Source organism: Streptomyces sp. NPDC004667 (assembly GCF_040609475.1).
GTDB lineage: Bacteria > Actinomycetota > Actinomycetes > Streptomycetales > Streptomycetaceae > Streptomyces.
In genome coordinates, this window is record NZ_JBEXKC010000007.1 from 97,685 (window position 1) to 123,077 (window position 25,393).

Genomic DNA, 25,393 nt, shown 5'->3' on the forward strand with positions numbered 1-25,393 from the left:
CCCTTTCCATTGACTGAATTTTCAGTCAATGGAAGAGTGGGGGTCATGAAGTTCTCGACCGGCCGGGTTTCCCGGGCGGACGCCGCCGAGGCCCTCGCGTGCTTCTCGGGGGCGAATCCGCGCCTCGACTTCGACCGGGCCGCGGCCTGCGGCGCGCGACCGGCCGTTGCGGCGGGATCGCCGTAGGCGGTACCCGCGCATCGGCCCGAAGGGTCGCCGCCGCCCGCCCCGGGGGCGTCCGCGTGAGCCCCGTCACCGGCCTCGTCGTCCCCCTCGGTGGGGAGCCCCCTGCGCTCCGCGCCCGGCGGGTCCCGCCTGGCCGCCCCTGTTTCCTCCGAAGGCCCGTGGGGCCGCCGCCCCGCCGCCCTCGGTCGGCAGCTTTGCCCCCTACTGCCGCTTGACTGAATTTTCAGTCGAGTGGAACACTCCGTCAACGAAAGAAATGAGCCACCCAGATGTCTGGATATCGTATGCCTGCCGAGTGGTCCGAGCATGAGGGCTGCCTGATGGCCTGGCCCGTCCGCGAGGACCTGTGGGGAAGCGTGCTGGACGACGTGAAGGAGGAGTACGCCAACGTCGCCCGTGCCATCGCGGCCTTCGAACCCGTCACGATGGTCGCCCCGCCCGGCCACGGCGACGACGCCCGCGCCCACTGCGGGCAGGACGCCGACGTCACCGTCATCGAGCTGCCGGTCGACGACTCCTGGTTCCGCGACTCCGCCCCGCTCTTCGTGCTCGACGGCGACGGCAACCGCGCCGGCGTGGACTTCCGCTTCAACGCCTGGGGCGGCAAGCACCACCCGTTCGACGCCGACGACCGGATCAGCGCCCTGCTGCTGGAGCACGTCGGGGCCGAACGCCACGCCTCCGACATGATCCTCGAAGGCGGAGCGATCACCGTGGACGGCGAGGGCACGCTGATCACCACCGAGCAGTGCCTGCTGCACCCCAACCGCAACCCCGGCATGACCCGCGACGAGATCGAGGCCGAACTGAAGGCCAGGCTCGGGGTCACCAAGGTCATCTGGCTGCCGTACGGCGGCCTGCTCGACACCGAGACGGACGGCCACGTCGACGGCGTCTGCGCCTTCGCCGCGCCCGGCACGGTCGTCGTCTCCCTGCCCTCCGACCCCACCCACCCCGACTACGCCCGGATGCGTGCCAACCGCGCGGTGCTGGAAGCCTCCACCGACGCCCGCGGCCGCCGGCTGGAGATCGTCGACGTGCCCCAGACGGCCTTCGCCGACCTCGCGGACGGCGAGATCGAGGTCTCCTACCTGAACTACTACGTCGCCAACGGCGGAGTGGTCGTCCCCGTGGCCGGGCTGCACCAGGACGAGGACGCCCTCGCGGTCATCGCCTCGGCCTACCCCGGCCGCAAGGTCGTCGGGGTACGGGCGCTCGCCATCGCCTTCGGCGGCGGCGGGGTGCACTGCATCACCCAGCAGATCCCCGCGCCCCGACGCCCGGCCACCGCTTCCTGACCAGGCGCCCAACGCTCCCGGCGGACCGCCCCGGCGGTCCGCCCGCTCCTCCCCCCGCCCCCCTCACGGACCAGAGAGCGTGACGATGACCAGCTCCCCACCCCGCGCGAGCAGACGCCCGTACCGTCTGTCCTCCCGCCTCGCGGCCCTCCCCGCCGCAACCGCCGTCCTGGCCTCTCTCGCCCTGCTCGCGGCCTGTGCGGGGCCGCCCAAGGGCGGAGGAGCCCTCACGGACGCCCACCTCTCCGCGTCCAGCCCGCCGGCCCGGGGCGAGATCGACTCGTTCAGCTGGGCCGTGTACGCGGAGCCGCCCACCCTCGACTACACGGTGGCCTTCGACTACCCGCAGAACACGATCCTGTCCAACGTGTGCGAGAGCCTGATGCGCTGGACCCCGGCCCTCACCACCGAACCGGGTCTCGCCGAGAAGGCATCCAACCCCGACCCCACCACCTGGGTGTACGACCTGCGCCCCGGCGTGCGCTTCCACGACGGCAAGGAGATGACCGCCGACGACGTGGTGTTCAGCCTCGGCCGTCAGATGGACCCCGACAACGCCGCGGCCTGGGCCCAGGTCTTCCAGAACGTCTCCGCGATCACCAAGACCGGCCCGCTCCAGGTCACCGTCACCCTCAAGAAGCCCGACTCCCAGTTCCCCCAGTACATGGCCTCGGCCGCCGGAGTGGTCGCCTCCAAGGCCGGCGTCGAGGCGGCGGGCAAGGACTACGGCACCACCGGCGGCCTCGCCTGCTCCGGCCCCTTCCAGCTCGGCACCTGGAACAAGGGCCAGTCGATCGAACTCGACCGCTTCGACGGCTACTGGGGCACCAGGGCCAAGGCGAAGAAGGCCGTCTTCCGCATCCTCACCGACCCCTCCGCCCGCACCAACGCCATGCTCAGCGGCGAGGTCGACGGCGGCTACCTGATCCCCACCGAGAGCTACGCCCGGCTGCGCGCCAGCGGCGCCGGCACCCTCTACTTCGGCGAGGGCCTCAGCACCGTCAACGTCAACGTCACCAACATGAACGGCCCCCTCGGCGACGTCCGCGTACGCCAGGCGCTGTCCCTGGCACTGGACCGCACCGGATTCGTCAAGGCCGGACTCGCCGGCGCCGGCACCGTCACCGGCTCCCTCACCACCCGGGCCGCCTGGGCCGCCGCCCCCGAGGCCGTCCGCAAGACCGCCTTCGACGGACTGCCGCCCGCCGGCCAGGACGTCGAGCGGGCCAAGGCCCTGGTCAAGGAGGCCGGAGCCACCGGCAGGACACTGACCATGGCCACCAGCTCCATAGGCCAGGATGTCTCCCTCCTCGCCACCGCGGTCCAGGCGGCGGGCAGCCGGATCGGCCTGGACGTCCGCCTCAAGACCATCGCGCCCAACGCCTTCACCGCGCTGTTCACGGACCCCGGGGCGCGCGAGGGCATCGACATGTTCCCGCTCACCTACTACGACTCGATCACCGACCCCCTCGACCTGCTGTCGAACTTCAAGACCGGCGCCTACATGAACTTCGCCGGCTACAGCGACCCCGAGTACGACAAGCTCGTCGAGCAGGCCGCCGGCACCTACCCCGTCGAGGAGCGGATGGCCGTCGAAGCCAAGCTCCAGAAGCACGCGGCCGAGCAGCTGCTGTGGATCCCCGTAGCCGAATGGCCGACCGCGATGTTCCAGGGCAAGCGCATCACCGGAGCGCCCACGACGATCTCGTACATGTACCAGCCGTGGGCCGCCGGTGTGGGGGCCGCACAGTGAACTTCGTCCGATTCGCCGTACGCCGGGTGGCGGAGATGGCCGCCACCCTGCTCGTCGCCTCGTTCGTGGTCTTCGGGGCCATGTACCTGGCGCCGGGCAGCCCGGCGAGCTTCCTGCTCGCCGGCCGGTCGGCCTCACCCGAGGCCCTCGCCTCCATCAACGCCCAGTACCACCTGGACGACCCCTTCCTCGTACGCTACTTCCGCTGGCTCGGCGACATGCTGCACGGCGACTTCGGGCGCTCGATCACCTACCGCACCGACGTCTCGCGCCTCCTGGCGGACCGGCTCCCCGTGACGCTGTTCCTGATCGCCATGGCCCTCGTCGTGGTCGTCGTGGTCGGCCTGCTGCTGGGCCGCCTCGCCGCCGTCCGGGGCGGGACGACCGACTCCGCCATCCTCGTCACCACGACGTTCGCCGTCGGCACCCCGTCCTTCGTCGCGGCGGTCCTGCTCCAGGGCCTCTTCTCCGTCCGCCTCGGCTGGTTCCCCAGCAGCGGCGCCGGCGACGGCCTCGGCGACATGCTCTGGCACCTCACCCTCCCCGCGATCGCCCTGGCCCTCTACCTCATCGGCATGCTCGCCCGGGTCACCCGCTCGGCGATGCTCGAAGCCCTCGACAGCGACCACGTCACCGTGGCCCGCAGCCGGGGCGTCCCCGAACGCCAGGTCATCCGCCGGCACGTCTTCCGCAACTCCCTCGGCACGGTCCTGACCACCGGCGGACTGATCGTCTCGACCCTGCTGGTCTGCACCATCCTGGTCGAGACCGCCTTCAGCATCGGCGGGATCGGCCAGCTCCTCGAACTGTCCACCACCACCAAGGACTTCCCGACCGTCCAGGCGATCTCCCTGATCGTCGTCGCCCTCTTCATGATCGTGAACCTGATCGTGGACCTGCTGCTGCCCCTGGTCGACCCCCGGGTCACCCTCGGAGCCCGGGAGGCCGCCGTATGACCGCAGTCCTGACGCGCCGGCCGGGCCTGTCCCGGATCCGCGCCACCGGATCCCCGCTCCACCTCGTCTGCCTCGGCCTCGCCGCCCTGGTCGCCGTCGCCGCCGTGCTCGCGCCCTGGGTGGTGCCCCACGACCCCAACGCCGTCGACCTGGGCAACGCCCTCGCCGGACCCTCCGCCGAGCACCCGCTCGGCGTGGACGCCGCCGGCCGCGACACCCTCTCCCGGCTGCTGCTCGGCGCCCGCACCTCCCTCCTCGGCCCGCTGGGCGTCGTCGTGTTCTCCACCGTCGCCGGCATCGCCATCGGCATGGCCGCCGCCTGGCGGGGCGGTTGGCTCGACTCCGTCCTGTCCCGCAGCACCGAGCTGGTCTTCGCCTTCCCCGGCATGCTGCTGGCGATCCTGATCATCTCGGTCTACGGAGAGGGCCTGCTCGCCCCGGTCATCGCGCTCGCCGTCGCCTACATGCCCTACGTGAGCCGGCTGACCCGTTCCCTGGTCCTGGCCGAGCGCGCCCGCCCGTACGTCAGCGCGTACCGGGTCCAGGGCCACTCCGCCCTGCAGATCTGCCTGCGCCACATCCTGCCCAACATCGCACCCGTCGTCCTCGCCCAGTCCACCATCAACTTCGGCTACGCCCTCATGGACCTCGCGGGCCTGTCGTTCCTCGGACTCGGCGTCCCCGCCCTCACCCCCGACTGGGGCCGCATGGTCTTCGACGGGCAGACCGCCATCCAGGCCGGCTACCCGCTCTCCGCGGTACTGCCCTGTGCCTTCATCGTGCTGACCGTCGTCGCCTTCAACGTGGTGGGCGAGCGGTGGGCCGACCGTGTCTCCAGGAGGGCCCGATGAGGCCGACGCCCACACTCGACGTCCGGGGCCTGAGGGTCACCCTGCCCGGCACCGCCCGCCCCGTCCTCGACGGGGTCGACCTCACCGTCGGCGCCGGGGAGACCGTGGCCCTCGTGGGCGAGTCCGGCTCCGGCAAGAGCATCACCTCCCGCAGCGCGCTGCGCCTGCTGCCGCCGGGCGGGGTCGTGGAGGGCGAGGTGCGGGTGGCGGGCGAGGACGTCCTCACCATGGACGCCGCCCGACTGCGGCAGGTGCGTGCCGGTACGGTGGCCATGGTCTTCCAGGACCCGCGCGCCGCCGTCAATCCGCTGCGCCGCATCGGTGACTTCCTGACCGAGGGCGTCACCCTCGCCGGGACCATGAGCGCCGCGCAGGCCACGGCCCGGGCGGTCGAACTCCTGGGCGCCGTCGGGCTGGACGCCTCCGTCCTGCGCAAGTACCCCGGCCAGGTCTCCGGCGGCATGCTCCAGCGCGTCGTCATCGCGGCGGCCCTCATGGGCGACCCCGTGCTCCTGATGGCCGACGAACCCACGACGGCACTGGACGTCACCAGCCAGGCCGAGGTCATAGCCGTCCTGGCCACGCTCCGCGAACGCTTCGGCACCGGTCTGCTGTTCGTCACCCACGACCTGGACCTCGCCGCCGCCATCAGCGACCGCGTCTACGTCATGTACGCGGGCCGGATCGCCGAGAGCGGGCCGGCCGAAGTCCTCTTCGCCCGCCCGAGGCACCCCTACACGGCAGCCCTCCTCGCCTCCACCCCGAGGATGGAGGGCCCCCGGGGCCGGCTCGCCGCCATCGACGGCCAACCGCCCGACCTGCGCGAGCCGTTGAAGGGCTGCGCGTTCGCCGCCCGCTGCCCCCTCGCCACGGAGGTCTGCGACGAGCGGGCTCCGCTGCCGACCCCGGCTCCCGGCCGGCCGGACCACAGCGCCGCCTGCCACCACAGCGACCAGCTCGAAGGGAGCGTCGTCGATGCCTGAGAACGTACTGGAGGTCACGGGGCTGCGCCGCTCCTTCGGCGCCGTCCGCGCCGTGGACGACGTGTCCTTCAGCCTCCCGCAGGGGGGATCGCTGGGCATCGTCGGCGAGTCCGGCTCAGGCAAGACGACCACCGCCCGGATCGTCGTCGGCCTGGAGCGCGCCGACGAGGGCGAGATCCTGGTCCGGGGTCGGCCACGGGGCGGGCAGCCGCGCGGCCGGGCGGCGCGGCTGGCCCGCGCCCGTGAGATCCAGATGGTCTTCCAGGACCCGTACCTCTCCCTGGACCCGCGCACCAGCGTCGAGGCGGTCCTGCGCGAAACCCTGGGCCTGCACTTCCCCGGACGCGACCACACCCCGCGGGTACGGGAACTGCTCGACCAGGTCGGTCTGGGCACCCGGGCCGCCGACGCGCTCCCGCGCAACCTCTCCGGCGGCCAGCGCCAGCGCGTCGCCATCGCACGGGCCCTCGCCGTCGAACCGGCCGTGCTCATCCTGGACGAGGCGGTCGCCGCGCTCGACGTCTCCGTCCAGGCGCAGATCCTCAACCTGCTGGCCGACATCCGGGAGCAGACCGGGATCGGCTTCCTCTTCATCACCCACGACCTCGGGGTCGTCCGGTGCGTCACCGACGAGATCGTCGTGATGCGGCACGGGGCCGTCGTCGAACAGGGGAGCACCGAGGAGGTGCTCTCGGCGCCGACCCATCCGTACACCCGGCTGCTCCTGGAGTCCGTGCCGCGGCCGGGGTGGGATCCGGAGGCCATCGCGGCGGCCCGACGGGCGCTGTAGGAGAGCGCCACCCGGGCGCAGCGGGCCCGCTCCCGGCCGGGCGGCTCCGGGCCGGGCCCCGCGCCCGGTCCGGTCAGACGCCGGGCCGGGCGCCGGCCGCGATCGTACGGATCAGGGTGCGCAGCACCGGACCGGGATCCACCTCGGAGCCCAGTGACTCCGCGGCGGCCAGGCCGTCCACGGCCGCGGCCACCGCCTCGCCCAGCGGGCGGGGGTCGACGCCGCCGCCCCGCTCGTCGGCCAGCACCCCGAACAGCGTGACGAAACAGCCGCGCCAGCGCGAGTACTCGGCTTCCAGGGCCTCCCGGACCCGCGCGTCGTTGAGGGCGTGCCAGTGCAACGCCGAATGGAGGTGGGAGAGTTCCGCGCCCTCGGGCCGGGACAGCAGCTCCAGCACCCGTTCGGAACGCCGCTCGAACGAGCCCTCCCCGGAGACGGCCGCCTCCAGGGGGTGGATCCACTCCGGACGGATGTCCGCGATGACCGCCAGGACGAGATCGGTCCGGTCCTGGAAGTGGTAGTGGCACATCCCGTGCGACACGCCGCACAGCGCCGCCACGTTGCGGGTGGTGAAGCGTTCGCTCATGCCTCCGGCGAGGAGGGTCCGCGCGGCGGCGATCAGCCGTGCCCGGGTCTGCTCGCCCTTCGCGGAGACCCGGGGCCGTCCCGCGCGGACGGGGGGCGTGGTCGGGGCCGGGGAGCCCTGTGCGGAAGGTGCCATGGCGTCACTCTAACGAGGCTCCAGCACCCGACCTGGGGCTTTTCCCGATCCTCCGGAACGACCTTGTCCAAACTATTGACCGAGCGCTTGGCCAGTTTTACGTTTCCGGTCAACCCCGCTGCCAGGCGGGGGAGTTGGCATCCCCGGCATCCCCCAAGGAGACCCCCATGAGCGACAACGCATTCCGCCCGCCCGCCCGGGGCATGGACCGGCGCCGGTTCCTGGCCGCCGCCGGTCTCACCGCCGCGGCCGGCGCGGCCGCCGCGCTGACCGCGGCCGACGGACGGGCCTCGGCGGCGCCCCGCCCCGCCCGCGCGGCGGCGGGAGCGTTCAGCGTGCCGATCGAGGACGTCCGCCACACCCGCACCTGGATGGCCTGGCCGGACAGCACCTCCATCTGGGGCAGCAGCCTCAGCGGGGTCCAGTCGGACATCGCGCTCATCGCCCGCACCATCGCCAAGTACGAGCCGGTCTACATGTGCGCCAACTCCGGCAGCGCCGCCAGGGCCCGCCAGCTGTGCGGCTCGACGGTCACCGTCGTCACCACCATCCCCGTGGACGACTGCTGGATGCGCGACAGCGGCCCGGTCTTCCGTACCGACGGCGCCGGCGGACTGGACGCGGTCGGGCTGAACTTCAACGGCTGGGGCAACAAGCAGACCCACTCCAAGGACGCCCTGGTCGCCGGGCGGATCGCCTCCTACGTCGGCGTCCCGTTCACCGCCGCCGGCCTGGTGGGGGAGGGCGGCGCGGTCGAACAGGACGGCGCCGGCACCCTGATGGCGACCCGCAGCAGCCTGGTCAACCGCAACCGCAACCCCAACGCGTCGCAGGCGCAGATCGAAGCCGCGCTGTGCGCCGCCTACGGCGCCTCCAAGGTGATCTGGTTCGACGGAGTGACCGGCCAGGACATCACGGACGACCACGTCGACGCCACCTCGCGCTTCCTCGCCCCCGGCAAGGCCCTCGTCCAGATGCCGCTGGCCTCGGACAACGACGCCTACGCCAAGGACGCGCGCCAGCAGTTCCAGGTCCTGTCCGGGGCGACCACCGCGGGCGGCGCCCGCATGACCGCCGAGAAGCTCCAGGGCCCCGACTACAACCTGATCCGCTCCACCAACCGGGACTTCCTCGCCTCCTACGCCAACTACTACGTGTGCAACGGCGCCGTCATCAGCGGCCAGTTCGGCGACACCCAGGCCGACGCGGCGGCCCGGGCCACGCTGACGCGCCTGTTCCCGGGCCGCGTCGTCGAACGGCTCAACATCGACCGCCTCGGCACCGGTGGCGGCGGCATCCACTGCGTCACCCAGCAGCAGCCGGTGCCGTAACGGCCCCACCGCCCGACGGAGCGCGGCGCCCGGCCCGCATCCCCGCGGCCGGGCACCGCGCTCACGCGTCCGCGCGGCCGCCGCGGAGACCGGGGTCCCGGCGGAGCGGATCGCGGTGGGCGCGGGGCCCGGCTCGCCCCGCTACCCCTCCAGCAGGCCCGGGACCCGGCGCGGCCGCCCGTCGGCGTCGATGGCGACGAAGGTCAGGCGGGCGGTGGCGACTTCGGTGGCCGGGCTGGTCGTCGCGTTCCAGCGTTCCGCGGTGACCCGTACCGCGACCGTCATGGAGGTCCGGCCGGCGCGGTCCAGTGCGGCGTGGACGGTGAGGAGGTCGCCCGCGCGGGCGGGAGCCAGGAAGGTCATGCGGTCCACGGACACCGTCACGGCGGGACCGTCGGCATGGCGGCCCGCGGAGGCGGCGGCCGCGTCGTCGATCAGCTTCATGACCACACCGCCGTGGATGGTCCCGTAGAGGTTGGTGTCGTGCTCGCTCATGATGTGGGCGAGGGTGACACGGGAGTCGGCCGACGCCTTGTGGGCCCGGGTGCCTGTGCCTGTGGTGATGTCCGCGGTCACGGAACTCTCCTTCGCGAGTCGTGCGGATGCGGTCCCGACGGGCCGGACGCGGACGCGCAGGAGCGGCGGGCCGCGCGAGGCGCCCGCTGCCGCCGGCCCGCCCACGAGGCCATCGGGATCTCCGTACGCGGTCTTCGCGTACGGGCAGCGGCAGGTCTTCGGACTCACGGGCACACCTGCCGGCACTCCTGCTTCCGCCGGCGGGCACCTACTGGCCGTCGCTTCCCAGGACCGTTGTCCGGTCCCAGTGCGTATGACGGCGGTCGTTCCCGCTCACCGCTGCGGGGCAGTCCCGGATTCCCACCGGGTTCCCTCTTGCGACGCATCCCGCCTGGCGGACGGGGCGAACCAGCTGCCCTCACACCTTAGGGGCGTCGCCGCGCCCCGTGTACGGCGCCCCGGGCGCCGTTCAGTGCGGGGCCGCCCCGGTGGTGGGCGGGTGGGGGAGTACCCGCGCGATGACGAGGGCCACGTCGTCGTCGGCGTCACGGTGACGCAGGGCGGTCAGGAGCCGGTCGCAGGTCGCCTCCGGGGGGAGACCCGGATCGGCGAGGAGGCTGAGGAGCAGGTCGAGGCGGTCGTCCAGGGCCTCGTCACGGGTTTCGACGAGACCGTCGGTGTAGAGGACCAGCCGGTCACCGGGCAGCAGGTCGAGGACGGTGGACGTGAACCCGGCGTCACCGAGGCCGCCCGTGCCGAGCGGCACGCCGGCCGGAAGGTCGGCCAGCGCGGGCGCCCGCCCCGACCTGACGACGACTGGGGGCGGGTGGCCGGCGAGGGCGACCCGGCAGCGCGAGCGGTGCGGGTCCCAGGTGGCGTAGACGCAGGTCGCCATGGTCCCGTCCAGCTCGGCGGTGATGTGGTCGAGGTGGCGCAGGACCCGTGCCGGGTCGAGACCGAGGTCCGCCAGGGTTCGGGTGGCCGTGCGCAGTTGACCCATGGTGGCGGCGGCGTGGACACCGTGTCCCATCACGTCGCCGACCACGAGGGCGGTCTTGTCCCCGGGCTGGCGGATCGCGTCGAACCAGTCGCCGCCGATCCCGCTCGCCGCCACCGCGGGCTGGTAGCGGTAGGCGATCTGGAGACCGGCCGCCCGCGGCGGGGGGTGCGGCAGGAGGTGGCGTTGCAGGGTCAGGGCGGTGTCGGTGGCGTGCTGGTACCAGCGGGCGTTGTCGATGGCGATGGCGGCGCGGGTGGCCAGCTCGCCGGCCAGGGTGGCGTCGTCGTGGTCGAAGGGGACCGGATTGCGGGTGCGCAGGAGGCCGACGGCACCGAGGACCTGGCCGCGGGCGGTCAGCGGTACGGCCAGGTAGGAGTGCGCGCCCTCCCGGTCGAGGAGGTCCGCGGCGGCCCCGTCGCGCGCGATGTGCGCCAGGTCCGCGCCGGTGACCCGCGGCACCAGGACGGGACGCCCTGTGCTCACGCAGCGGGCGACCAGGCGCTCGGCCGGATACGTGGTGCGCTCGCCGACCGGGTCCGCGGCGCGGACGGCGTCCGTCCCGTAGGACGTCGCCACCGCGAGGGGCACGAAGAGCGCCTGCCCCGTCCGGGGGCCGGGCGCCGTGGCCGCGCCGCCCTCCAGGACGGAGTCGAGGACGTCGACCGAGGCGAGGTCGGCCAGGTCGGCCACCACGAGGCCGGCCAGCTCGCGGGCCGTGCGCTCCACGTCCAGGGTGGTGCCGACGGTCACCGACGCCCGGGCGATGAGGCCGAGGCGCCGGCGGGCCTCGGCGGCCTCCTTGGCCGCGCGGTGGCTGTCGGTGACGTCCACGACCACCAGGGCGACACCGATCACCCTCCCGCCCGGGTCCTCCAGCCGGTAGTACGAGCCCGACCAGGCATGCTCGTGGTCCGGGTCCGCGGGTGTGCGCCCCGTGCCGTACTGGTCCAGCAGCGGTACGCCGGTGTCCAGGACCCGGCGCATGGAGGCCTCGATCGTGTCGGTGTCCAGGAACGGCAGTGCCTCGTGGGGCGTACGGCCCAGAAGCTCCTCGGCGGGCAGGCCGTTGATCCGCTCCAGCATCGGGTTGACCAGCACGTACCGCAGGCCCGCGTCCAGCACCGCCAGCCCGAGCGGGGACTGCGCCACCAGCGGCACGGACAGCGCCAGGTCGCGCTCCACGCCCCGCAGAACGGTCTCGTCGCAGGCGATCCCCAGTGCGTACACGCCGCCGTGCTCGTCCTGCAACCGCATGTTGCGGAACTCCACCAGCCGCGAGGAGCCGTCCTTGTGCCGCACGGGGAAGACGCCCGCCCAGGCGCCGCCACCCGCCATGACCTTGGCGAACAGCTCCAGCACCAGGTCGACGTGCTCATCGGCGACCAGCAGCTCGGCCGCGTGGCGGCCCAGCGCGTCCTCGGCCGACCAGCCGAAGAGGTCCTGTGCCTGTGGGCTCCACAGCGTGATCCGCCCCTCGGCGTCCAGGACCACGGCGGCCACGCTCAGCACGTCCAGCAGGCCGCCGGCCTCGGAGGGAACCACTCCCACGGGGCCGTGACCGGCCCGCGACGCCTCGGACGTGACCATGACCGGACCTCCTTCGCCCGCTGCGGCAGGTCCCGGACCCGGCGACCCGGTCCGCACTCGCCCGTCGGCCCCATCCTCCTCCCGCCCGCCCCGCACGACATCCTCTACCGGCGGCTGCCCGACGGACCGGCCCCGGACCGCCCGTCATCGTGCGAGCGACTCCGCACCACCCCCGGGGCCCGGCGGCTGCGGGGCGGCAGCCGGGGGTGAGGTCCTCGTTCCGCACCATTGACGCGGGTCCCGCCCGTCGAACGCGGTCCGGTCGCGGGGCGCGGGCGCACGGAGGCGGCCCGGGCGGGGCCGGTCAGTAGACGTCGCGGACGTAGCGTTTGTCGCCGGCCATCTGCCGGACGTACGCGGCGGCCGCATCCTCGTCCATGCCGCCGTGCGCCGCGACGATCTCGTGCAGGGCCCGGTCCACGTCCTTGGCCATCCGGCCGGCGTCGCCGCACACGTAGAAGTGCGCGCCGTCCCGCAGCCACCGCCACAGACGCGGGCCGTGCTCGCGCATCCGGTCCTGTACGTAGATCTTGTTGCGCTGATCGCGCGAGAAGGCGACGTCGAGCCGGTCGAGGTGGCCGGAGGAGCGGAAGGCCGCGAGCGTCTCACGGTGGTAGAAGTCGGTGGCCTCGCGCTGCTCGCCGAAGAACAGCCAGTTGGGGCCGGTGTGCCCCTTCGCCAGGCGGTCTTCGAGGAACCCGATGAACGGTGCGACCCCGGTACCCGGGCCGACCATGATCATGGGTGTGGCGGATCCGGCGGGCGGGCGGAAGTGCGGCGATCGCTGGACGAACACCTGCACGGGACCGTCGTCGGCGCAGTCCGCCAGATAGGTGGAGCAGACGCCCATGCGGTCCCGGCCCCTGTCGTTGGTGTAGCGGACGACGGACACCGTCAGGCGGACCTCCCCCGGGTGCGCGAGCGGGCTGGAGGCGATGGAGTACAGGCGGGGCTGGAGCCGTTTGAGGACGCCGGTCCACTCGGCGGTGGAGGCCCGGACGGGGAAGGCGCCGATGACGTCGGCGGCCTGCCGTCCCCAGCTCCATTTGGCCAGCTCGCCCTTGTTGTCCGGGCGCAGCAGCCGTTGGAGGTCCCGCTCCCCGGTGCGGGCGGCGACGAACCTGAGGAGTTCCGGGGTGATGCGGGCGATGTCGAAGCGGGTCCGCAGGGCCTCGCGGAGGGGGAGGTGCGCACCGTCCGGGAAGGCGACGCCCTCGTCGGGGTCGAGGCCGGTGAGGGCGAGCCATTCCGCCACGAGGCCCGAGCCGTTGGCCGGCCAGACGCCGAGTGCGTCTCCGGGCTGGTAGGCGAGCTCGCCGTCGCGGGTGTCGAAGGCGAACTGCCGCACCTCCTTCTGTGATCCGGGCAGACTGAGCAGCCGGTTCCCGATCAGCAGGGTCGCGAACGGAGCGGCTTTGGAGTAGCTGCCGGACGCGGCGGGCCGCACGGCGGCCGGTGCGGCCACGGACCCCGTCGGCGCAGGCGCCGCCGCACCTGTGGTGACGACCGCCGCGGAGGCGGCGGATGCCGTCGCCGGCTGCCGGTCGGCCGAGGCGTCGAGGGCGGCGGTGACCCGGTCGAGCCACTGCCCGGAGGCTTCGTCGTGGTCGGGTTCGCAGTCGGTGCGGGGGTGCAGGCGGGTGGCGCCGAGTTCCGCGAGGCGTTCGTCCAGGCGGCGGCCGTGGCCGCAGAAGTCGTCGTAGCCGGAGTCGCCGAACGCCAGCACGGCGTAGCGCAGGCCGTCCAGCCGGGCGGCGTCGGGGGCGGCGAGCCCCTGCCAGAAGCCGGTGCCGTTGTCGGGACTGTCGCCGTCGCCGAAGGTGCTGGTGACGATCAGCAGGTCGCTGTCGGGAGTGAGCTGCGCGGGGGTGACGTCGGCCATGGAGAGCAGGGCCGGGGCGTGGCCGGTCTCGGTGAGGCGGGCGGCCGCGCCGGCGGCGAACTCCTCGGCGTTGCCGGTCTGCGAGGCCCACAGCACGATGAGCTTCCGGGCCGTGACGCCTTCGGGGGAGGCGGGGGCGGAGGGCGTGGTGGCCGTGTCCGCGCGGGAGAACATGCCGGCCAGCACGCCGTCCACCCACCGCGCGGTCGCCGGGGCGAAGGGCGCGGCCGCCGGCAGTACCGGGACGCCGCCGGGCGGTGCCAGGGCGACGCCCGACAGGTATCCGGAGAGGTACGTGCGCTCCGGCTCCTCCAGGGCCGGTCCGGTGAGGTCGGTGAGGCCGAAGAGGGCGGCGAGGGCGGACACGGCCGTGGCCGTGCCTCCGGCCCGCGACTGCTGCGCCGGAACGGGCGCGACGGAGGGTATGGAGGGGATGAAGGGGACGGACGGGGTGGCGGGTGCGGGCACGGCGACGGCCTCCTCGGGCTCCCTGGCGGCCACCACGCGCAGCGCCACGGCGCAGGCCTTGAACTCGGGCTGGAACGAGACCGGGTCGACGGCGTCGTTGGTCACGGCGTTGATGCTGAGGTACTCCCCGAACAGGTCGTTCCAGTGGAACGGCGCGAAGCAGTTCCCCGGACGTACGCGGTCGGTGACGACGGCGGGCAGGACGGCGCGACCGCGCCGGGAGGCGACCTCGATGTGGTCCCCGTCCTCGGCACCCATCGCGGCGGCGTCCTCGGGATGGAGCTCGATGAACGGCCCCGGGTTCAGCTTGTTGAGCCTGGCCACCTTGCCGGTCTTGGTGAGGGTGTGCCACTGGTGCTGCAGACGGCCGGTGTTCAGCACGAACGGATGCTCGTCGTCGGGGAGTTCGGAGGCGGGCAGGTGGGGACGCCCGAAGAACCGGGCGCGGCCGGTGGCCGTGGGGAAGGCCAGCCGGGGCCGGGTCCCGTCCGCGCGTTCCAGGAGGCTCTGGCTGACGCCGTCGTTGAGGTAGCGGATCGGGTTGCGGTCGTCGCCGTCCTCGGACGGGGCCGGCCACTGGACGGGGGTCGCGCGCAGGCGACGGTATCCGACGCCGCGCAGGTCCCAGCCGGTCTTCGGGTTCCAGGCCTGCTTGAGCTCGTCGAAGACCTCCTCGGCGCTCGCGTGGGCGAAGGCTTCGGTGAAGCCCATCGCGCGGGCGACGCGGGCGATCAGCTGCCAGTCCGGCAGCGCCTGCCCGGGCGGATCGACGACGCCCTGGACGAGGGTGAGGTTCCGCTCCGAGTTGACCATGACGCCGTCGGACTCCGCCCACAGCGTGGCGGGCAGCACCACGTCGGCGTACGCGTTCGTCTCCGTCTCGGCGAACACGTCCTGGGTGATGACCAGGTCGGCGGCCTCCAGGCCGGCGATGACGGACGCGCGGTTGGCGACCGAGGCGACCGGGTTGGTGCACATGATCCAGCACGCCTTGATGTCGCCGGCGGCCATCCGCTCGAACATCTCCACCGTCCCGCGCCCCACCTCGGTGCGCAGCGTTCCGGCCTCGATGCCCCACAGCTCCTCGACGAAGGCGCGCTCCTCGTCCACGAGGACGGACCGCTGGCCGGGCAGCCCCGGGCCCATGTAGCCCATCTCCCGGCCGCCCATCGCGTTCGGCTGGCCGGTCAGCGAGAAGGGGCCGGAGCCGGGGCGGCAGATCGCCCCGGTGGCGAGGTGGAGGTTGACCAGGGCGTTGGTGTTCCAGGTGCCGTGCGTGGACTGGTTGAGCCCCATGGTCCAGCAGCTCATCCACTCACCGGCCTCGCCGATCCACCGCGCGGCCCGCCGGATGTCCGCTTCCGGTATCCCGGTGATCTCGGCGACCCTCGCCGGCGGGTAGTCCGCCAGGAAGCCGGGCATCTCCTCCCAGCCGTCCGTGAACTCGGCGATGAACGTCTCGTCCGTGTGCCCGTTCTCCACCAGCAGGTGCAGCAGCCCGTTCAGCAGGGCCAGGTCCGTTCCCGGTTTGATCCGCAGGAACAGGTCGGCCTTGTCCGCGGTGGCGTTGCGGCGCGGGTCGACGACGATCAGCTTCGCGCCGGACGCCTTGACCCGGTCCATCATCCGCAGGAACAGGATCGGATGGCAGTCGGCCATGTTCGCGCCGATCACGAAGAAGGCGTCGGCCCGGTCGAAGTCCCGGTAGGAGCCGGGGGGTCCGTCCGCGCCGAGCGAGAGCTTGTAGCCGGAGCCGGCGCTGGCCATGCACAGGCGGGAGTTGGACTCGATCTGGTTCGTCCGCACGAACCCCTTCGCCAGCTTGTTCGCCAGGTACTGCGCCTCCAGCGACATCTGCCCGGAGACGTAGAACGACAGCGCGTCGGGGCCGTGCTCGTCGAGGATCGTACGCAGCCGCCCGGCGACGGCGGTGATCGCCGAGTCCACGTGCGTCTCCACGGGCTCGGCGCCGCGCTCGGCGCGGACCAGCGCCGTGGCGGCCCGCCCGGCGGCGGCCATCATGTCGGCGCTGGTCGAGCCCTTCGTGCAGAGGCGCCCGAAGTTCGTCGGGTGGTTCCTGTCCCCGGAGGTCTTCTCGACGGTCCGCCGGCCGGTGGCGGGGTCGCGGCCGATGCCGAGCAGGATGCCGCAGCCGACTCCGCAGTACGAGCAGACCGTCCGTACGCTCTCCGCCTTCGCATCCGGCGTCGTCACCGAGACTCCTTCCCCAGGGCCACCGTCCTCGCCCCGCGCGAGCGGGGTGAGCCGCGGCAGGAGTGGGGAGATCCCCACGGCCAAGACCCTAGGAAGACCGCATTACCGGGCGATCACGCCCCGCGGGTGCCGTGTGTAAACCGGCCCGCACATCGCCCGCTCCGCCGGTGTGAGCGCCCCGGCGGTCGCCGGCGCCCTGTGCGGCGCTCCACCGACCGTGTCACGTCGTACCGGTACGGCCTTCCCCCGCGACGAGCAGGCGGTAGCCGTAGTCGACGCTGTCCCGGGCAGACAGGTCGGCGTGGCGGCGGTGCCAGGCCCCCGAAGCCAGGTCCGCCCGCAGTCTCGCGATCGCCGGTTCGACCACGGACGCGGGAAGCAGGGCGAACGTCGAGCTCGCCCGGCGGACGACGGGGTCGAGATAGAACTCCGGACGCCTCCAGTACGCGATCTGGAAGCCGTCGGTGAAGTCGTGCGGGACGGGGAACGGCAGCACCGTGTGAACGCCGAGCGCTTCCACCACCGTCGAGAGGGGAGTGAAGCGGCTGTGCTCCAGCTGCCGGATCTCCGGGAGGTACTCCTCGATCAGCCACAGCTCGGTCAGGTGGTGCGGATCCCAGGTGAAGACGACCTGCCTGCGGGAGACGCGGCGCATCTCCCGCAGGCCACGACGCACGTCGGGCCAGTGGTGCACCGTCATCACCGCCATGGCGGCGTCGAACGCGTCCCCCTCGAACGGCAGGTCCTCCGCCGCCGCCAGGATCCTTCGCCGGCCGGGGTGCTGATCGAGCATGACCTGCGAGGGGTCGACCGCGGTCACCTCGGCGTCGGCCGGCTCATAGGACCCGGTACCCGCACCGACGTTGACGACGGTGCGCGCCCCGGCCAGTGCCCGGTGGATCAGAGCCGACAGACGGGGGTCCGGCCGCCGGATGCCGCGGTATCCCGGGCCGATGCGGTCGTACGTCGGAGTCGACGGGGGGTGCCCGTCAGCAGCAGCAGTCATACGGCGGATCCCACCAGCCCGGCCACCGGCGGGGCGAGAGATTTAGTGTGGGTCAAATGTTGCTGCTCCGGCTCGATGTGGACGATCTGGCGTCGGTCCGCTTCGCCTGCTCGCCCCTGCAGGAAACCGTCCAGAGCCTGCGCGCCTGGCGCAGCCCCGCGCGGTACGCCCTGCACCAACCACTGCTCCGGCAGTCCGCCCCACTGATCCGGCACGTCGACTGGGCCCTGCTGCAGGCGTTGGTCGGCCCCACCCGGCTCATCCCCGATTTCCTGACACCCCACCCCCCGACGCCGAGCGCCGACATCGACGACGAGTTCACCGCCCTGCGCTCCACACCGGCCCGGCGCGTCACGCGCGAACTCCTCCAGAGCGCCCACGGCCGTCCCCTGCACCCCCTTCTGCGGCAGGCGCACACCGACCCCCTCGGCCTCCTGCGGAAGATCGCGGATGCCCTGCACACCTACTGGCTCCTGGTCATCGCACCGCACTGGCCGCGCATGCACGCCGTGCTGCGCGCCGACATCCTCCATCGGGGGCGTCGCCTCGCCGACGGGGGAGCCGGCGTGCTCTTCGACGACATCGACCCCGGCGTGCGGTGGCACGCGGGCACGGGCACTCTGAGCGTGGACGCCTTTCCCGCCGAGCGGCACGAACTGGGCGCCGACGGACGCGGGGTGGCGTTCACGCCCTCCCTGTTCTGCGATCACGCCGTCACGGTCGTCGACCTCGCCCTGCCTCCCCGGATCTGGTATCCCGCCCGTGGCCTCGGCACGGTCTGGCACGCCGGCACGACCGCCCCGCCGACCGCCCTGGCAGACCTGCTCGGCCGTACCCGAGCGCGCATCATCGCTCTTCTCTCCGAACCGGCGAGCACCACGGAGCTGGCCCAACGGCTGGGCGTCAGCCCCGGCGCGGTGAGCCGGCACCTCGGTGTCCTCCACCGCGCGGGACTGGTCACCCGGGCCCGGCACGGACACCTCGTGCTCTATCTGCGCAGCCCCCTCGGAGACCGGCTGGTGACGTGACGCGTCGCGCCGGGCCCTTCCCGGTACGCGCGCGGGCCCCCGACCGTGATCGGGGGCCCGCGCGGTCGCTACGGTCGCCCGCCGGTCACGCCCGGCGCAGTGCGGAGCGGCCCGCGTAGCGTGCCGAGTCGCCCAGTTCCTCTTCGATCCGGATCAGTTGGTTGTACTTCGCCGTGCGGTCGGAGCGGGAGAGCGAGCCGGTCTTGATCTGGCCGCAGCCGGTCGCCACCGCCAGATCCGCGATGGTGGTGTCCTCCGTCTCGCCCGAGCGGTGCGACATGACGGCAGTCCAGCCCGCCTCGTGGGCCGTGGCCACCGCGGACAGGGCCTCGGTCAGGGTCCCGATCTGGTTGACCTTGACCAGGATCGAGTTGCCGACGCCGGTGCGGATGCCCTCGCGCAGCAGCGTCTCGTTGGTGCAGAACACGTCGTCGCCGGTGAGCTGGCAGCGGTCGCCGACGCGGGCGGTCAGCTCGCGCCAGCCGTCCAGGTCGTTCTCGGCCATCGGGTCCTCGACGGACACGATCGGGTAGGCGTCGATGAGCTTGGCCAGGTAGTCGGCGTTCTCGGAGGGGGTGCGGCGCACCCCCTCGCCGGCGTAGTCGTACACCCCGTCGCGGAAGAACTCCGACGACGCCGGGTCCATGATCAGGCCGATGTCCGTGCCCGGGCGGTAGCCGGTGCGCTCGATGGCGGCCACCACGAAGTCGAGCGCCTCCTCGGCGGTGCGCAGCGCGGGCGCGAAGCCGCCCTCGTCGCCGACGCCCGTGGAGTGTCCGGCGGCCAGCAGGTCGCGGCGCAGGGTGTGGAAGACCTCGCTGCCCATGCGGACGGCTTCGGCGAAGGTGTCGGCGCCCACGGGCGCGATCATGAACTCCTGGAAGTCCAGCGGATTGTCGGCGTGGGCACCGCCGTTGACGATGTTCATCATCGGCAGCGGCAGGAGGTGGGCGTCGGCGCCGCCGAGGTAGCGGTAGAGGGGCAGGCGGTGGGCCGCCGCGGCGGCCTTGGCGGTGGCGAGGGAGACGCCGAGGATCGCGTTGGCGCCGAGCCGCGACTTCGTGGCGGTGCCGTCGAGGTCGATCAGCGCGGCATCGAGACCCGCCTGGTCCGCCGCCTCCCGGCCGCGCACGGCCGCCGCGATCTCCCCGTTGACGTGGGCGACCGCGCGGTCGACGCCCTTGCCGTGCCAGCGCGCGGAGTCTCCGTCGCGCAGTTCCACGGCCTCCCGGGCGCCGGTGGAGGCGCCGGAGGGGACGGCCGCGCGCCCCAGGGACCCGTCCGTGAGGACGACGTCGACCTCGACCGTGGGGTTGCCCCGGCTGTCGATGATCCGGCGTGCGGTGACGGTCTCGATGCGGGCGTCGACGGCCCCGGCTGCCTGTGCGGACATGGTGGTTCCTCCCCGTTGTCATGTGCCGGACCCGGGCTGCGACAGCGCTGGCGCTGGGTCCGACGAGCCCAAACCATACAGCAATGCTGTGCAGTTTTGCTGCACAGCATTGCTGTACAGCATTGCTGTGCAGGTCAGGTGCGCAGCATGGCTGTACAGCGGGGTAAAGTGCCGTATGCCCACCTCGGAAGCCGCCGCCATCGCCGCAGAACTGCGCACCGCGATGGGCAAGCTCACCCGACGCGTCAAGAACGAGGACCGCATCCCGCTGGGCCAGGCCGCCGTGCTCGGCGCGCTCGACCGCAACGGCGCCATGACCACCAGCGACCTCGCCGCCGATCAGCGCGTACGCCCCCAGTCGATGGCCCGGGCGGTGGGGCTGCTCATGGAGCAGGACCTGATCACGCGCCGGGCGCATCCCACGGACGGCCGCAAGTCACTGGTCGAGCTGTCGGACGCGGGACGGACCGCCCTCGAAGCCGAGCGCGGCCGCAGGGCCGGCTGGCTCGCCCAGGCCATCGAGGCCGAGCTCACGGATGACGAGCGGACGCTGCTGGCCCGGAGCGCCGCCCTGCTGGAGCGGCTCGCCACGCGGTAGGGCGCCGTCGGAGAGCCGGTTTCATACGCCAGGTGAATGACCGGCATGGCTTTCGGCTCGCCTTGTCGGATCTGCCTCTGATATGCAGAGGCATGGTCACATTGCAGATGCGCGCTTTCCCTCCCTAACGTGTCGCACATGCAGCACTACACCGTGGGTCAGGCCGCACGTCTGCTCGGCGTGAGCCCCGACACCGCACGCCGCTGGGCCGACGCCGGCAAGGTCCCCACCCACCGGGAAGGAGGCCGCGAAGGCTCGGGGCGCCGCCTCATCGACGGACGGGACCTGGCGGCGTTCGCCGTCGGTCTCGCGCAGCGCCTCCAGGACGGCGACGAGCCGGTCCACAGCTCCGTCCGGAACTCCTTCCCCGGCATCATCACCGCCGTCAAGCTCGGTGACGTGGCCGCCCAGGTGGAAATCCAGGCGGGCCCCCACCGGCTGGTCTCCCTGCTGACCCGGGAATCCGTCGAGGAAATGGGACTGGAGGTCGGAATGCGGGCCACGGCCCGCGTGAAATCCACGAGCGTGCACATCGACCGGACCTGACCGGGCAGTCCCTCCGGCCTTTCCGCGCGGTATCCGGCCCGCCCCGCTCGCGGGCCGGTTCCCCTTCAGTCCCAGGAGAACCAGCGACCATGCCCCGCATCCTCACCACCCGCCGCACCGCCGCCGGCCTCCTCGCCGGTGCGCTCCTGATCCCGGTGCTGGCCGCCTGCTCGGGCAACGACGGCAAGGACGCCACGAGCTCCGCGAGCACCGCGAGCACCGGCAGCTCCGAGTCGGGGATCGCGAAGGCGAACCTGACGGTCCTGGCCGCGGCCTCCCTCACCGACGTCTTCAAGGCGGCGGGCGCCGCGTACGAGAAGGCGCACCCGGGCACGAAGGTCACCTTCTCCTTCGCCGGTTCGCAGGAGCTGGCCGCCCAGGTCAAGCAGGGCGCGCCCGCCGACGTACTCGTCACGGCCGACACCAAGACCATGGACGGGCTGAAGGGCGACACGAACGACCCGAAGGTCATCGCGAAGAACCGTCTGGTCATCGCCACCGGCAAGGGGAACCCCTACAAGATCGACAATCTGAAGGACCTCGCCGACCCCAAGGTCAAGGTCGTGCTCGCCGCACCCGAGGTCCCGGCCGGCCGCTACTCCCAGCAGATCCTCGACGCCCAGAAGATCGACGTGAAGCCGGTATCCCAGGAGCCCAACGTGCGCGCCGTCCTGTCCAAGGTCGAGCTCGGCGAGGCCGACGCCGGCCTCGTCTACAAGACGGACGCCGCCAGTGCCAAGGACAAGGTCGCCGCCGTGGACATCCCCGACGACCAGAACGCCGTCGCCTCCTACCCGGCCGCCTCCCTCAACGGCTCGAAGAACCGCGCCGCGGCCGACGCCTTCGTGACCTGGCTCTCCGGCCCCGAGGGCCAGAAGTACCTCCAGGACGCGGGCTTCCAGAAGCCGTAGCCGGCCCGGCCGGCACGCCGATCGGGGCCGCCCGCGCGCGACCCCCGGCCGTTCACCGCGCCCTCGGCTGTTCCCCGCGCCCCGGCCGTTCCCCGCGCACCGCCCCGACTCCCGCCGAGGACCGCCCCTCATGCTCCGTGGCCGCCGGATATCCGGCACCCGCCCCTCCCTCGCCCTCGCGCTGCCCGCGCTGCTGGCCATCGCGTTCCTGCTGCTGCCCCTGATCGGCATCCTGGTACGCACCCAGTGGAGCGAACTCGCCACGCACCTGACCAGTCCCGGCGTGGTCGAGGCGCTCAAGCTGTCGCTGATCGTCTCCTTCGCCGCGCTCGGCCTCTCCCTGGTCCTGGGCGTGCCCCTGGCATGGCTGCTCGCCCGGGTGGAGTTTCCCGGCAAGACCCTCGTACGGTCCCTGGTCCTGCTGCCGATGGTGCTGCCCCCGACCGTCGGCGGTGTCGCCCTCCTCCTCGGCTTCGGACGGCGTGGACTGCTCGGCCCCTGGCTGGAGGACACCTTCGGGATCGTCTTCCCGTTCCACACCTCCGGCGCGGTCCTGGCCGCGACCTTCGTCGCGATGCCGTTCCTCATCATCAGCCTGGAGGGCACCCTCGCGGGCCTCAAGCCCACCTACGAGGAGACGGCCTCCTCCCTCGGCGCCTCGCCCGTCCGGGTGTTCTTCACCGTCACCCTCCCGATGGTCGCCCCCGGTCTCGCCGCCGGGGCGGCCCTCGCGTGGGCCCGTGCGCTCGGCGAGTTCGGTGCCACGATCACCTTCGCGGGGAACCTGCCGGGCGAGACCCAGACCCTGCCGCTCCAGGTCTACCTGCTCCTCCAGGACGCCCCCGAGGCCGCCACCTCCGTCTCCCTGCTCCTGCTGGCGATCGCCATGGGCGTCCTGGTCGCCCTGCGCGGCCGCTGGACCGGCGCGATCGGCCGCCCCCGCACCGCCACCGCCAAGCCGGAGCCGGCCGCCCCGGTCCTGGCCACCACCGAACCGCCCGCCCCCCTGGAACAGACCGAGCCCTGGCCGCTGCACGCGGAGGTGACCGGCTTCAACGAGCTCACCCTCGACGCCGAACCGGGCACCACCATCGCCGTCGTCGGCGAGAACGGCGCCGGCAAGACCACCCTGCTCCGGGCCCTCCTCGGCCTGACCCCGCGCGCCCACGCCGAACTCAGGCTCGGCGACCTCGACGTGACCGCCCTGCCCCCGCACAAACGGCAGGTCGCCTGGGTCCCGCAGGACGGCGCGCTCTTCCCGCACCTGAACGCCCTCGCCAACACCGCCTACGGGCTCCGCGCACACGGCATGCCGAAGGCCGAGGCCCGCACGGAGGCCCGGCGCTGGCTCGACCGGCTCGGAGTCGGCCACCTCGCCCACCGCAAGCCCGCCGAACTCTCCGGCGGCCAGGCCCAGCGCGTCGCCCTCGCCCGCGCCCTCGCGGCCCGTCCCCGCCTGCTGCTCCTCGACGAACCCCTCGCGGCCCTCGACCAGACCACGCGCGCCCACGTACGCCACACCCTGCGCCGCCACCTCGCCGGTTTCGGCGGGGTCTGCCTCATCGTCACCCACGACCCGGTCGAGGCCGTCTCGCTCGCCGACCGGGTCCTCGTCCTCGCCGACGGCCGCACCCTCCAGGACGCCCCGCCCGCCGAGGTCACCCGCCACCCCCGCTCCCCATGGGTGGCCCGCATGCTCGGCCGCAACGCCTGGCCCTGCACCGCCACCCGCGAAGGCCTCGTCCTCGCGACCGGCGGCATCCTGGTCGCCGCCGACCCGCTCCCCGAAGGCGCCAGGGCACTGGCGATCATCGCCCCCGAGTCCGTCTCCCTCCACCGCGACAAGCCCACCGGCAGCCCCCGCAACGCGTGGCCCGGCACCGTCCGCGAGATCACCGTCGTCGGCAGCCGCCTGCGCATCCTGATCACCTCGGACCGGACCCCGGACCTCATCGCCGAGATCACCCCCCAGGCCGCGACCGAGCTCGCCCTCGCCGACGGCACCGGCATCTGGGCCGGCCTCAAGGCCACGGAGATCACCCTCGTCGAACTCTGAACCCGGTCCGGAGGGCCCGGCGGCAGGCTGGGCGGCCCCTCGGCGAGGTCACAGGTCCTTGGCGGGCCAGTCGAGGAGGCGGGCGCCGATGACGGCCGTCTGGAGCGTGTAGCGGTGGGCCGGGTCGGCCGGGTCGGCGCCGGTGAACCGGTGGATCCGCTCCAGGCGGTAGGTGAACGCCCGCACGCTCAGGCTCAGCCGCCGCGCCGCTTCGGTCGCATTGCAGCCGGAGTCGAAATAGGCGATCAGCGTGTCGAGCATCGGGCCCGCCCCGCCCCGCGACCGCGTCAACGGCCCGAGCGTGCTCAGCACCAGATCGGCCATGGCCTGCCGGTCCCGCGTCAGGACCGGGTACACCAGCAGGTCGCAGGCGCGCAGCACCCGGTCGTCCAGGCTCATGCGGCCGGCCAGTTCGAGCGCGTTCAGCGCCTCCTCGTAGGAGTGGACGACTCCGCCCGCGCCCGCGTGCGGGCGGCCGATGGCCACCCGGCCGCCGTCGGAACCCGCGTGCGCCTGCTCGGCGAAGTACACGAGGACGTCGTCCTGGTCGGCCGGAGCCACGCAGACGAGGCGGCCCTCCTTGGTGGTGAGCAGGATGCGCCGGTTCCCGAACCGTCCCACGAGCGCCCGCTCGACCCGTCGGACCGCCGGGTGGACGTCGTCGTACACCTGCGGCCCCTCGGCGACCGCGACCGCGTGCGTGTGGGAGAGCAGCAGCCCGAACCGTTCCGCGCGCTCGGCGAGACGCCCGGGGTCGCTGCTGCGGCCGTACAGGAGGTCGTCGATGAACTCCCTCCGGGCCGCCTCCTCCTTCCGTACGGCCGCCAACTGCGCCCGCTCGTGGCCTTCGGCGAGTGCGTCGACCACCTGCTCGACGGCGGCGAGTACCCGGTCGACGGGTGCGCGGGGCAGGTCGGGACAGGCGGTACGGGTCGTCGAGAGGTACTGGCGGACCAGGGGCCGAAGCCCGAAACCGGCCTCGGCGGCCCGCTCGCCCACCGCCCGGCGCGACTCCAGCTCTTCGCGCGTGAGCCGACGGCCGGTCCCGCAGACCTCGGTGAGGATCCCGACGAAGCCGTCGAGATAGTCCTCGGGTATTTCCCGCCCTGCCACGGAATCTCCTGCATCCTGATGCGCTGCCCGCGCGTTCTTGACGTACAGCGGTCAAGGTTGGCAGACCGTCACCTTCAGCCTGCATTCGGCATCAAGATGCCGTAAAGACTGCTGGTGTCCGGCAGTGCGGAAGGCCGTGCCCCGTTGCCAGGATGACTGCGGGGGGACACGGGGGGATGGTCCCGGTGCCGGGGGCGCGGTCGCGC

General features: G+C 73.0%; 20 protein-coding genes and 1 riboswitch. Of the genes, 13 read left to right on the forward strand and 7 right to left on the reverse strand.

Annotation, left to right across the window (positions count from 1 at the left end; genetic code table 11):
- Window positions 1–45 precede the first annotated feature (45 nt).
- The 7 genes from ABZW32_RS06180 to ABZW32_RS06210 all read left to right on the forward strand — a co-directional run bounded on the left by ABZW32_RS06180 (window position 46) and on the right by ABZW32_RS06210 (window position 6,817).
- On the forward strand, window positions 46–186 hold the full coding sequence (locus ABZW32_RS06180; RefSeq protein ID WP_356211802.1) for a hypothetical protein: 141 nt from the start codon (window positions 46–48) through the stop codon (window positions 184–186).
- Between the two features lie 284 nt (window positions 187–470).
- Window positions 471–1,484 (forward strand): agmatine deiminase family protein, encoded by a 1,014-nt coding sequence (locus ABZW32_RS06185; protein WP_356211804.1) that lies wholly within the window; start codon window positions 471–473, stop codon window positions 1,482–1,484.
- A gap of 85 nt (window positions 1,485–1,569) precedes the next feature.
- Window positions 1,570–3,237 (forward strand): ABC transporter substrate-binding protein, encoded by a 1,668-nt coding sequence (locus tag ABZW32_RS06190; protein ID WP_356211807.1) that lies wholly within the window; start codon window positions 1,570–1,572, stop codon window positions 3,235–3,237.
- Complete coding sequence (locus ABZW32_RS06195; RefSeq protein WP_356211810.1) at window positions 3,234–4,193, forward strand: ABC transporter permease; 960 nt, start codon at window positions 3,234–3,236, stop codon at window positions 4,191–4,193. The genes ABZW32_RS06190 and ABZW32_RS06195 overlap by 4 nt, the downstream gene beginning before the upstream one ends.
- Window positions 4,190–5,044: an ABC transporter permease gene (locus tag ABZW32_RS06200; RefSeq protein ID WP_356211813.1), complete on the forward strand. Its 855-nt coding sequence runs from the start codon at window positions 4,190–4,192 to the stop codon at window positions 5,042–5,044. The genes ABZW32_RS06195 and ABZW32_RS06200 overlap by 4 nt, the downstream gene beginning before the upstream one ends.
- Window positions 5,041–6,027, forward strand: coding sequence for an ABC transporter ATP-binding protein (locus tag ABZW32_RS06205; protein WP_356211816.1), 987 nt, complete (start codon window positions 5,041–5,043; stop codon window positions 6,025–6,027). Before ABZW32_RS06200 ends, ABZW32_RS06205 begins: the two co-directional genes overlap by 4 nt.
- On the forward strand, window positions 6,020–6,817 hold the full coding sequence (locus tag ABZW32_RS06210) for an ATP-binding cassette domain-containing protein (RefSeq protein WP_356211819.1): 798 nt from the start codon (window positions 6,020–6,022) through the stop codon (window positions 6,815–6,817). The genes ABZW32_RS06205 and ABZW32_RS06210 overlap by 8 nt, the downstream gene beginning before the upstream one ends.
- Window positions 6,818–6,890: 73 nt before the next feature.
- Here the strand turns inward: ABZW32_RS06210 and ABZW32_RS06215 are convergent, their stop codons facing one another.
- Window positions 6,891–7,538 (reverse strand): TetR/AcrR family transcriptional regulator, encoded by a 648-nt coding sequence (locus ABZW32_RS06215; protein ID WP_356211822.1) that lies wholly within the window; start codon window positions 7,536–7,538, stop codon window positions 6,891–6,893.
- A 167-nt stretch (window positions 7,539–7,705) separates the two neighbouring features.
- Here ABZW32_RS06215 and ABZW32_RS06220 point away from each other — a divergent pair, with 167 nt between their 5' ends.
- On the forward strand, window positions 7,706–8,869 hold the full coding sequence (locus tag ABZW32_RS06220) for an agmatine deiminase family protein (RefSeq protein WP_356211825.1): 1,164 nt from the start codon (window positions 7,706–7,708) through the stop codon (window positions 8,867–8,869).
- Window positions 8,870–9,010: 141 nt separating this feature from the next.
- Here ABZW32_RS06220 and ABZW32_RS06225 read toward each other — a convergent pair whose 3' ends face one another.
- The 4 genes from ABZW32_RS06225 to ABZW32_RS06240 form a co-directional block, all read right to left on the reverse strand.
- Window positions 9,011–9,445 (reverse strand): acyl-CoA thioesterase, encoded by a 435-nt coding sequence (locus ABZW32_RS06225; protein WP_356211828.1) that lies wholly within the window; start codon window positions 9,443–9,445, stop codon window positions 9,011–9,013.
- A 131-nt stretch (window positions 9,446–9,576) separates the two neighbouring features.
- Window positions 9,577–9,813: riboswitch (cobalamin riboswitch) on the reverse strand.
- A gap of 41 nt (window positions 9,814–9,854) precedes the next feature.
- The gene (locus tag ABZW32_RS06230) at window positions 9,855–11,972 is read right to left on the reverse strand and encodes a SpoIIE family protein phosphatase (RefSeq protein ID WP_356211831.1); all 2,118 of its coding nucleotides are present in this window, start codon (window positions 11,970–11,972) and stop codon (window positions 9,855–9,857) included.
- 304 nt (window positions 11,973–12,276) lie between these two features.
- Entirely contained in the window at window positions 12,277–16,536 is a 4,260-nt protein-coding gene (locus ABZW32_RS06235; RefSeq protein WP_356211834.1) for a bifunctional nitrate reductase/sulfite reductase flavoprotein subunit alpha, read from the reverse strand.
- A gap of 220 nt (window positions 16,537–16,756) precedes the next feature.
- Window positions 16,757–17,542, reverse strand: a complete 786-nt coding sequence (locus tag ABZW32_RS06240; protein WP_356211837.1) for a class I SAM-dependent methyltransferase — start codon at window positions 17,540–17,542, stop codon at window positions 16,757–16,759.
- Between the two features lie 56 nt (window positions 17,543–17,598).
- Between ABZW32_RS06240 and ABZW32_RS06245 the strand changes: the two genes are divergently transcribed.
- Window positions 17,599–18,570, forward strand: coding sequence for a winged helix-turn-helix domain-containing protein (locus ABZW32_RS06245; protein ID WP_356211840.1), 972 nt, complete (start codon window positions 17,599–17,601; stop codon window positions 18,568–18,570).
- An 85-nt stretch (window positions 18,571–18,655) separates the two neighbouring features.
- Here ABZW32_RS06245 and eno read toward each other — a convergent pair whose 3' ends face one another.
- Complete coding sequence (gene eno, locus ABZW32_RS06250; RefSeq protein ID WP_356211843.1) at window positions 18,656–19,963, reverse strand: phosphopyruvate hydratase; 1,308 nt, start codon at window positions 19,961–19,963, stop codon at window positions 18,656–18,658.
- Between the two features lie 175 nt (window positions 19,964–20,138).
- Between eno and ABZW32_RS06255 the strand changes: the two genes are divergently transcribed.
- The 4 genes from ABZW32_RS06255 (at window position 20,139) to ABZW32_RS06270 (ending at window position 24,074) form a co-directional block, all read left to right on the forward strand.
- Window positions 20,139–20,561: a MarR family transcriptional regulator gene (locus tag ABZW32_RS06255; protein WP_356211846.1), complete on the forward strand. Its 423-nt coding sequence runs from the start codon at window positions 20,139–20,141 to the stop codon at window positions 20,559–20,561.
- 138 nt (window positions 20,562–20,699) lie between these two features.
- Window positions 20,700–21,107 (forward strand): helix-turn-helix transcriptional regulator, encoded by a 408-nt coding sequence (locus tag ABZW32_RS06260; protein ID WP_356211849.1) that lies wholly within the window; start codon window positions 20,700–20,702, stop codon window positions 21,105–21,107.
- An 89-nt stretch (window positions 21,108–21,196) separates the two neighbouring features.
- On the forward strand, window positions 21,197–22,018 hold the full coding sequence (modA, locus tag ABZW32_RS06265) for a molybdate ABC transporter substrate-binding protein (protein WP_356211852.1): 822 nt from the start codon (window positions 21,197–21,199) through the stop codon (window positions 22,016–22,018).
- 130 nt (window positions 22,019–22,148) lie between these two features.
- Window positions 22,149–24,074, forward strand: coding sequence for an ABC transporter permease (locus ABZW32_RS06270; RefSeq protein WP_356211855.1), 1,926 nt, complete (start codon window positions 22,149–22,151; stop codon window positions 24,072–24,074).
- Window positions 24,075–24,122: 48 nt separating this feature from the next.
- On the opposite strand, the gene ABZW32_RS06275 is transcribed toward ABZW32_RS06270, so the two are convergent.
- Window positions 24,123–25,187 (reverse strand): helix-turn-helix domain-containing protein, encoded by a 1,065-nt coding sequence (locus tag ABZW32_RS06275; protein WP_356211858.1) that lies wholly within the window; start codon window positions 25,185–25,187, stop codon window positions 24,123–24,125.
- Between the last annotated feature and the right edge of the window lie 206 nt (window positions 25,188–25,393).

What these genes read in the sequence shown, in the direction of transcription:
- ABZW32_RS06220 (WP_356211825.1), top strand. Translation starts at nt 7,706, where the DNA reads ATGAGCGACAACGCATTCCGCCCGCCCGCCCGGGGCATGGACCGGCGC.
- ABZW32_RS06270 (WP_356211855.1), top strand. Translation starts at nt 22,149, where the DNA reads ATGCTCCGTGGCCGCCGGATATCCGGCACCCGCCCCTCCCTCGCCCTC.
- ABZW32_RS06245 (WP_356211840.1), top strand. Translation starts at nt 17,599, where the DNA reads ATGTTGCTGCTCCGGCTCGATGTGGACGATCTGGCGTCGGTCCGCTTC.
- eno (WP_356211843.1), bottom strand. Translation starts at nt 19,963, where the DNA reads ATGTCCGCACAGGCAGCCGGGGCCGTCGACGCCCGCATCGAGACCGTC.
- modA (WP_356211852.1), top strand. Translation starts at nt 21,197, where the DNA reads ATGCCCCGCATCCTCACCACCCGCCGCACCGCCGCCGGCCTCCTCGCC.
- ABZW32_RS06260 (WP_356211849.1), top strand. Translation starts at nt 20,700, where the DNA reads ATGCAGCACTACACCGTGGGTCAGGCCGCACGTCTGCTCGGCGTGAGC.
- ABZW32_RS06185 (WP_356211804.1), top strand. Translation starts at nt 471, where the DNA reads ATGCCTGCCGAGTGGTCCGAGCATGAGGGCTGCCTGATGGCCTGGCCC.
- ABZW32_RS06255 (WP_356211846.1), top strand. Translation starts at nt 20,139, where the DNA reads ATGCCCACCTCGGAAGCCGCCGCCATCGCCGCAGAACTGCGCACCGCG.
- ABZW32_RS06240 (WP_356211837.1), bottom strand. Translation starts at nt 17,542, where the DNA reads ATGACTGCTGCTGCTGACGGGCACCCCCCGTCGACTCCGACGTACGAC.
- ABZW32_RS06205 (WP_356211816.1), top strand. Translation starts at nt 5,041, where the DNA reads ATGAGGCCGACGCCCACACTCGACGTCCGGGGCCTGAGGGTCACCCTG.
- ABZW32_RS06200 (WP_356211813.1), top strand. Translation starts at nt 4,190, where the DNA reads ATGACCGCAGTCCTGACGCGCCGGCCGGGCCTGTCCCGGATCCGCGCC.
- ABZW32_RS06190 (WP_356211807.1), top strand. Translation starts at nt 1,570, where the DNA reads ATGACCAGCTCCCCACCCCGCGCGAGCAGACGCCCGTACCGTCTGTCC.
- ABZW32_RS06180 (WP_356211802.1), top strand. Translation starts at nt 46, where the DNA reads ATGAAGTTCTCGACCGGCCGGGTTTCCCGGGCGGACGCCGCCGAGGCC.
- ABZW32_RS06215 (WP_356211822.1), bottom strand. Translation starts at nt 7,538, where the DNA reads ATGGCACCTTCCGCACAGGGCTCCCCGGCCCCGACCACGCCCCCCGTC.
- ABZW32_RS06210 (WP_356211819.1), top strand. Translation starts at nt 6,020, where the DNA reads ATGCCTGAGAACGTACTGGAGGTCACGGGGCTGCGCCGCTCCTTCGGC.
- ABZW32_RS06230 (WP_356211831.1), bottom strand. Translation starts at nt 11,972, where the DNA reads ATGGTCACGTCCGAGGCGTCGCGGGCCGGTCACGGCCCCGTGGGAGTG.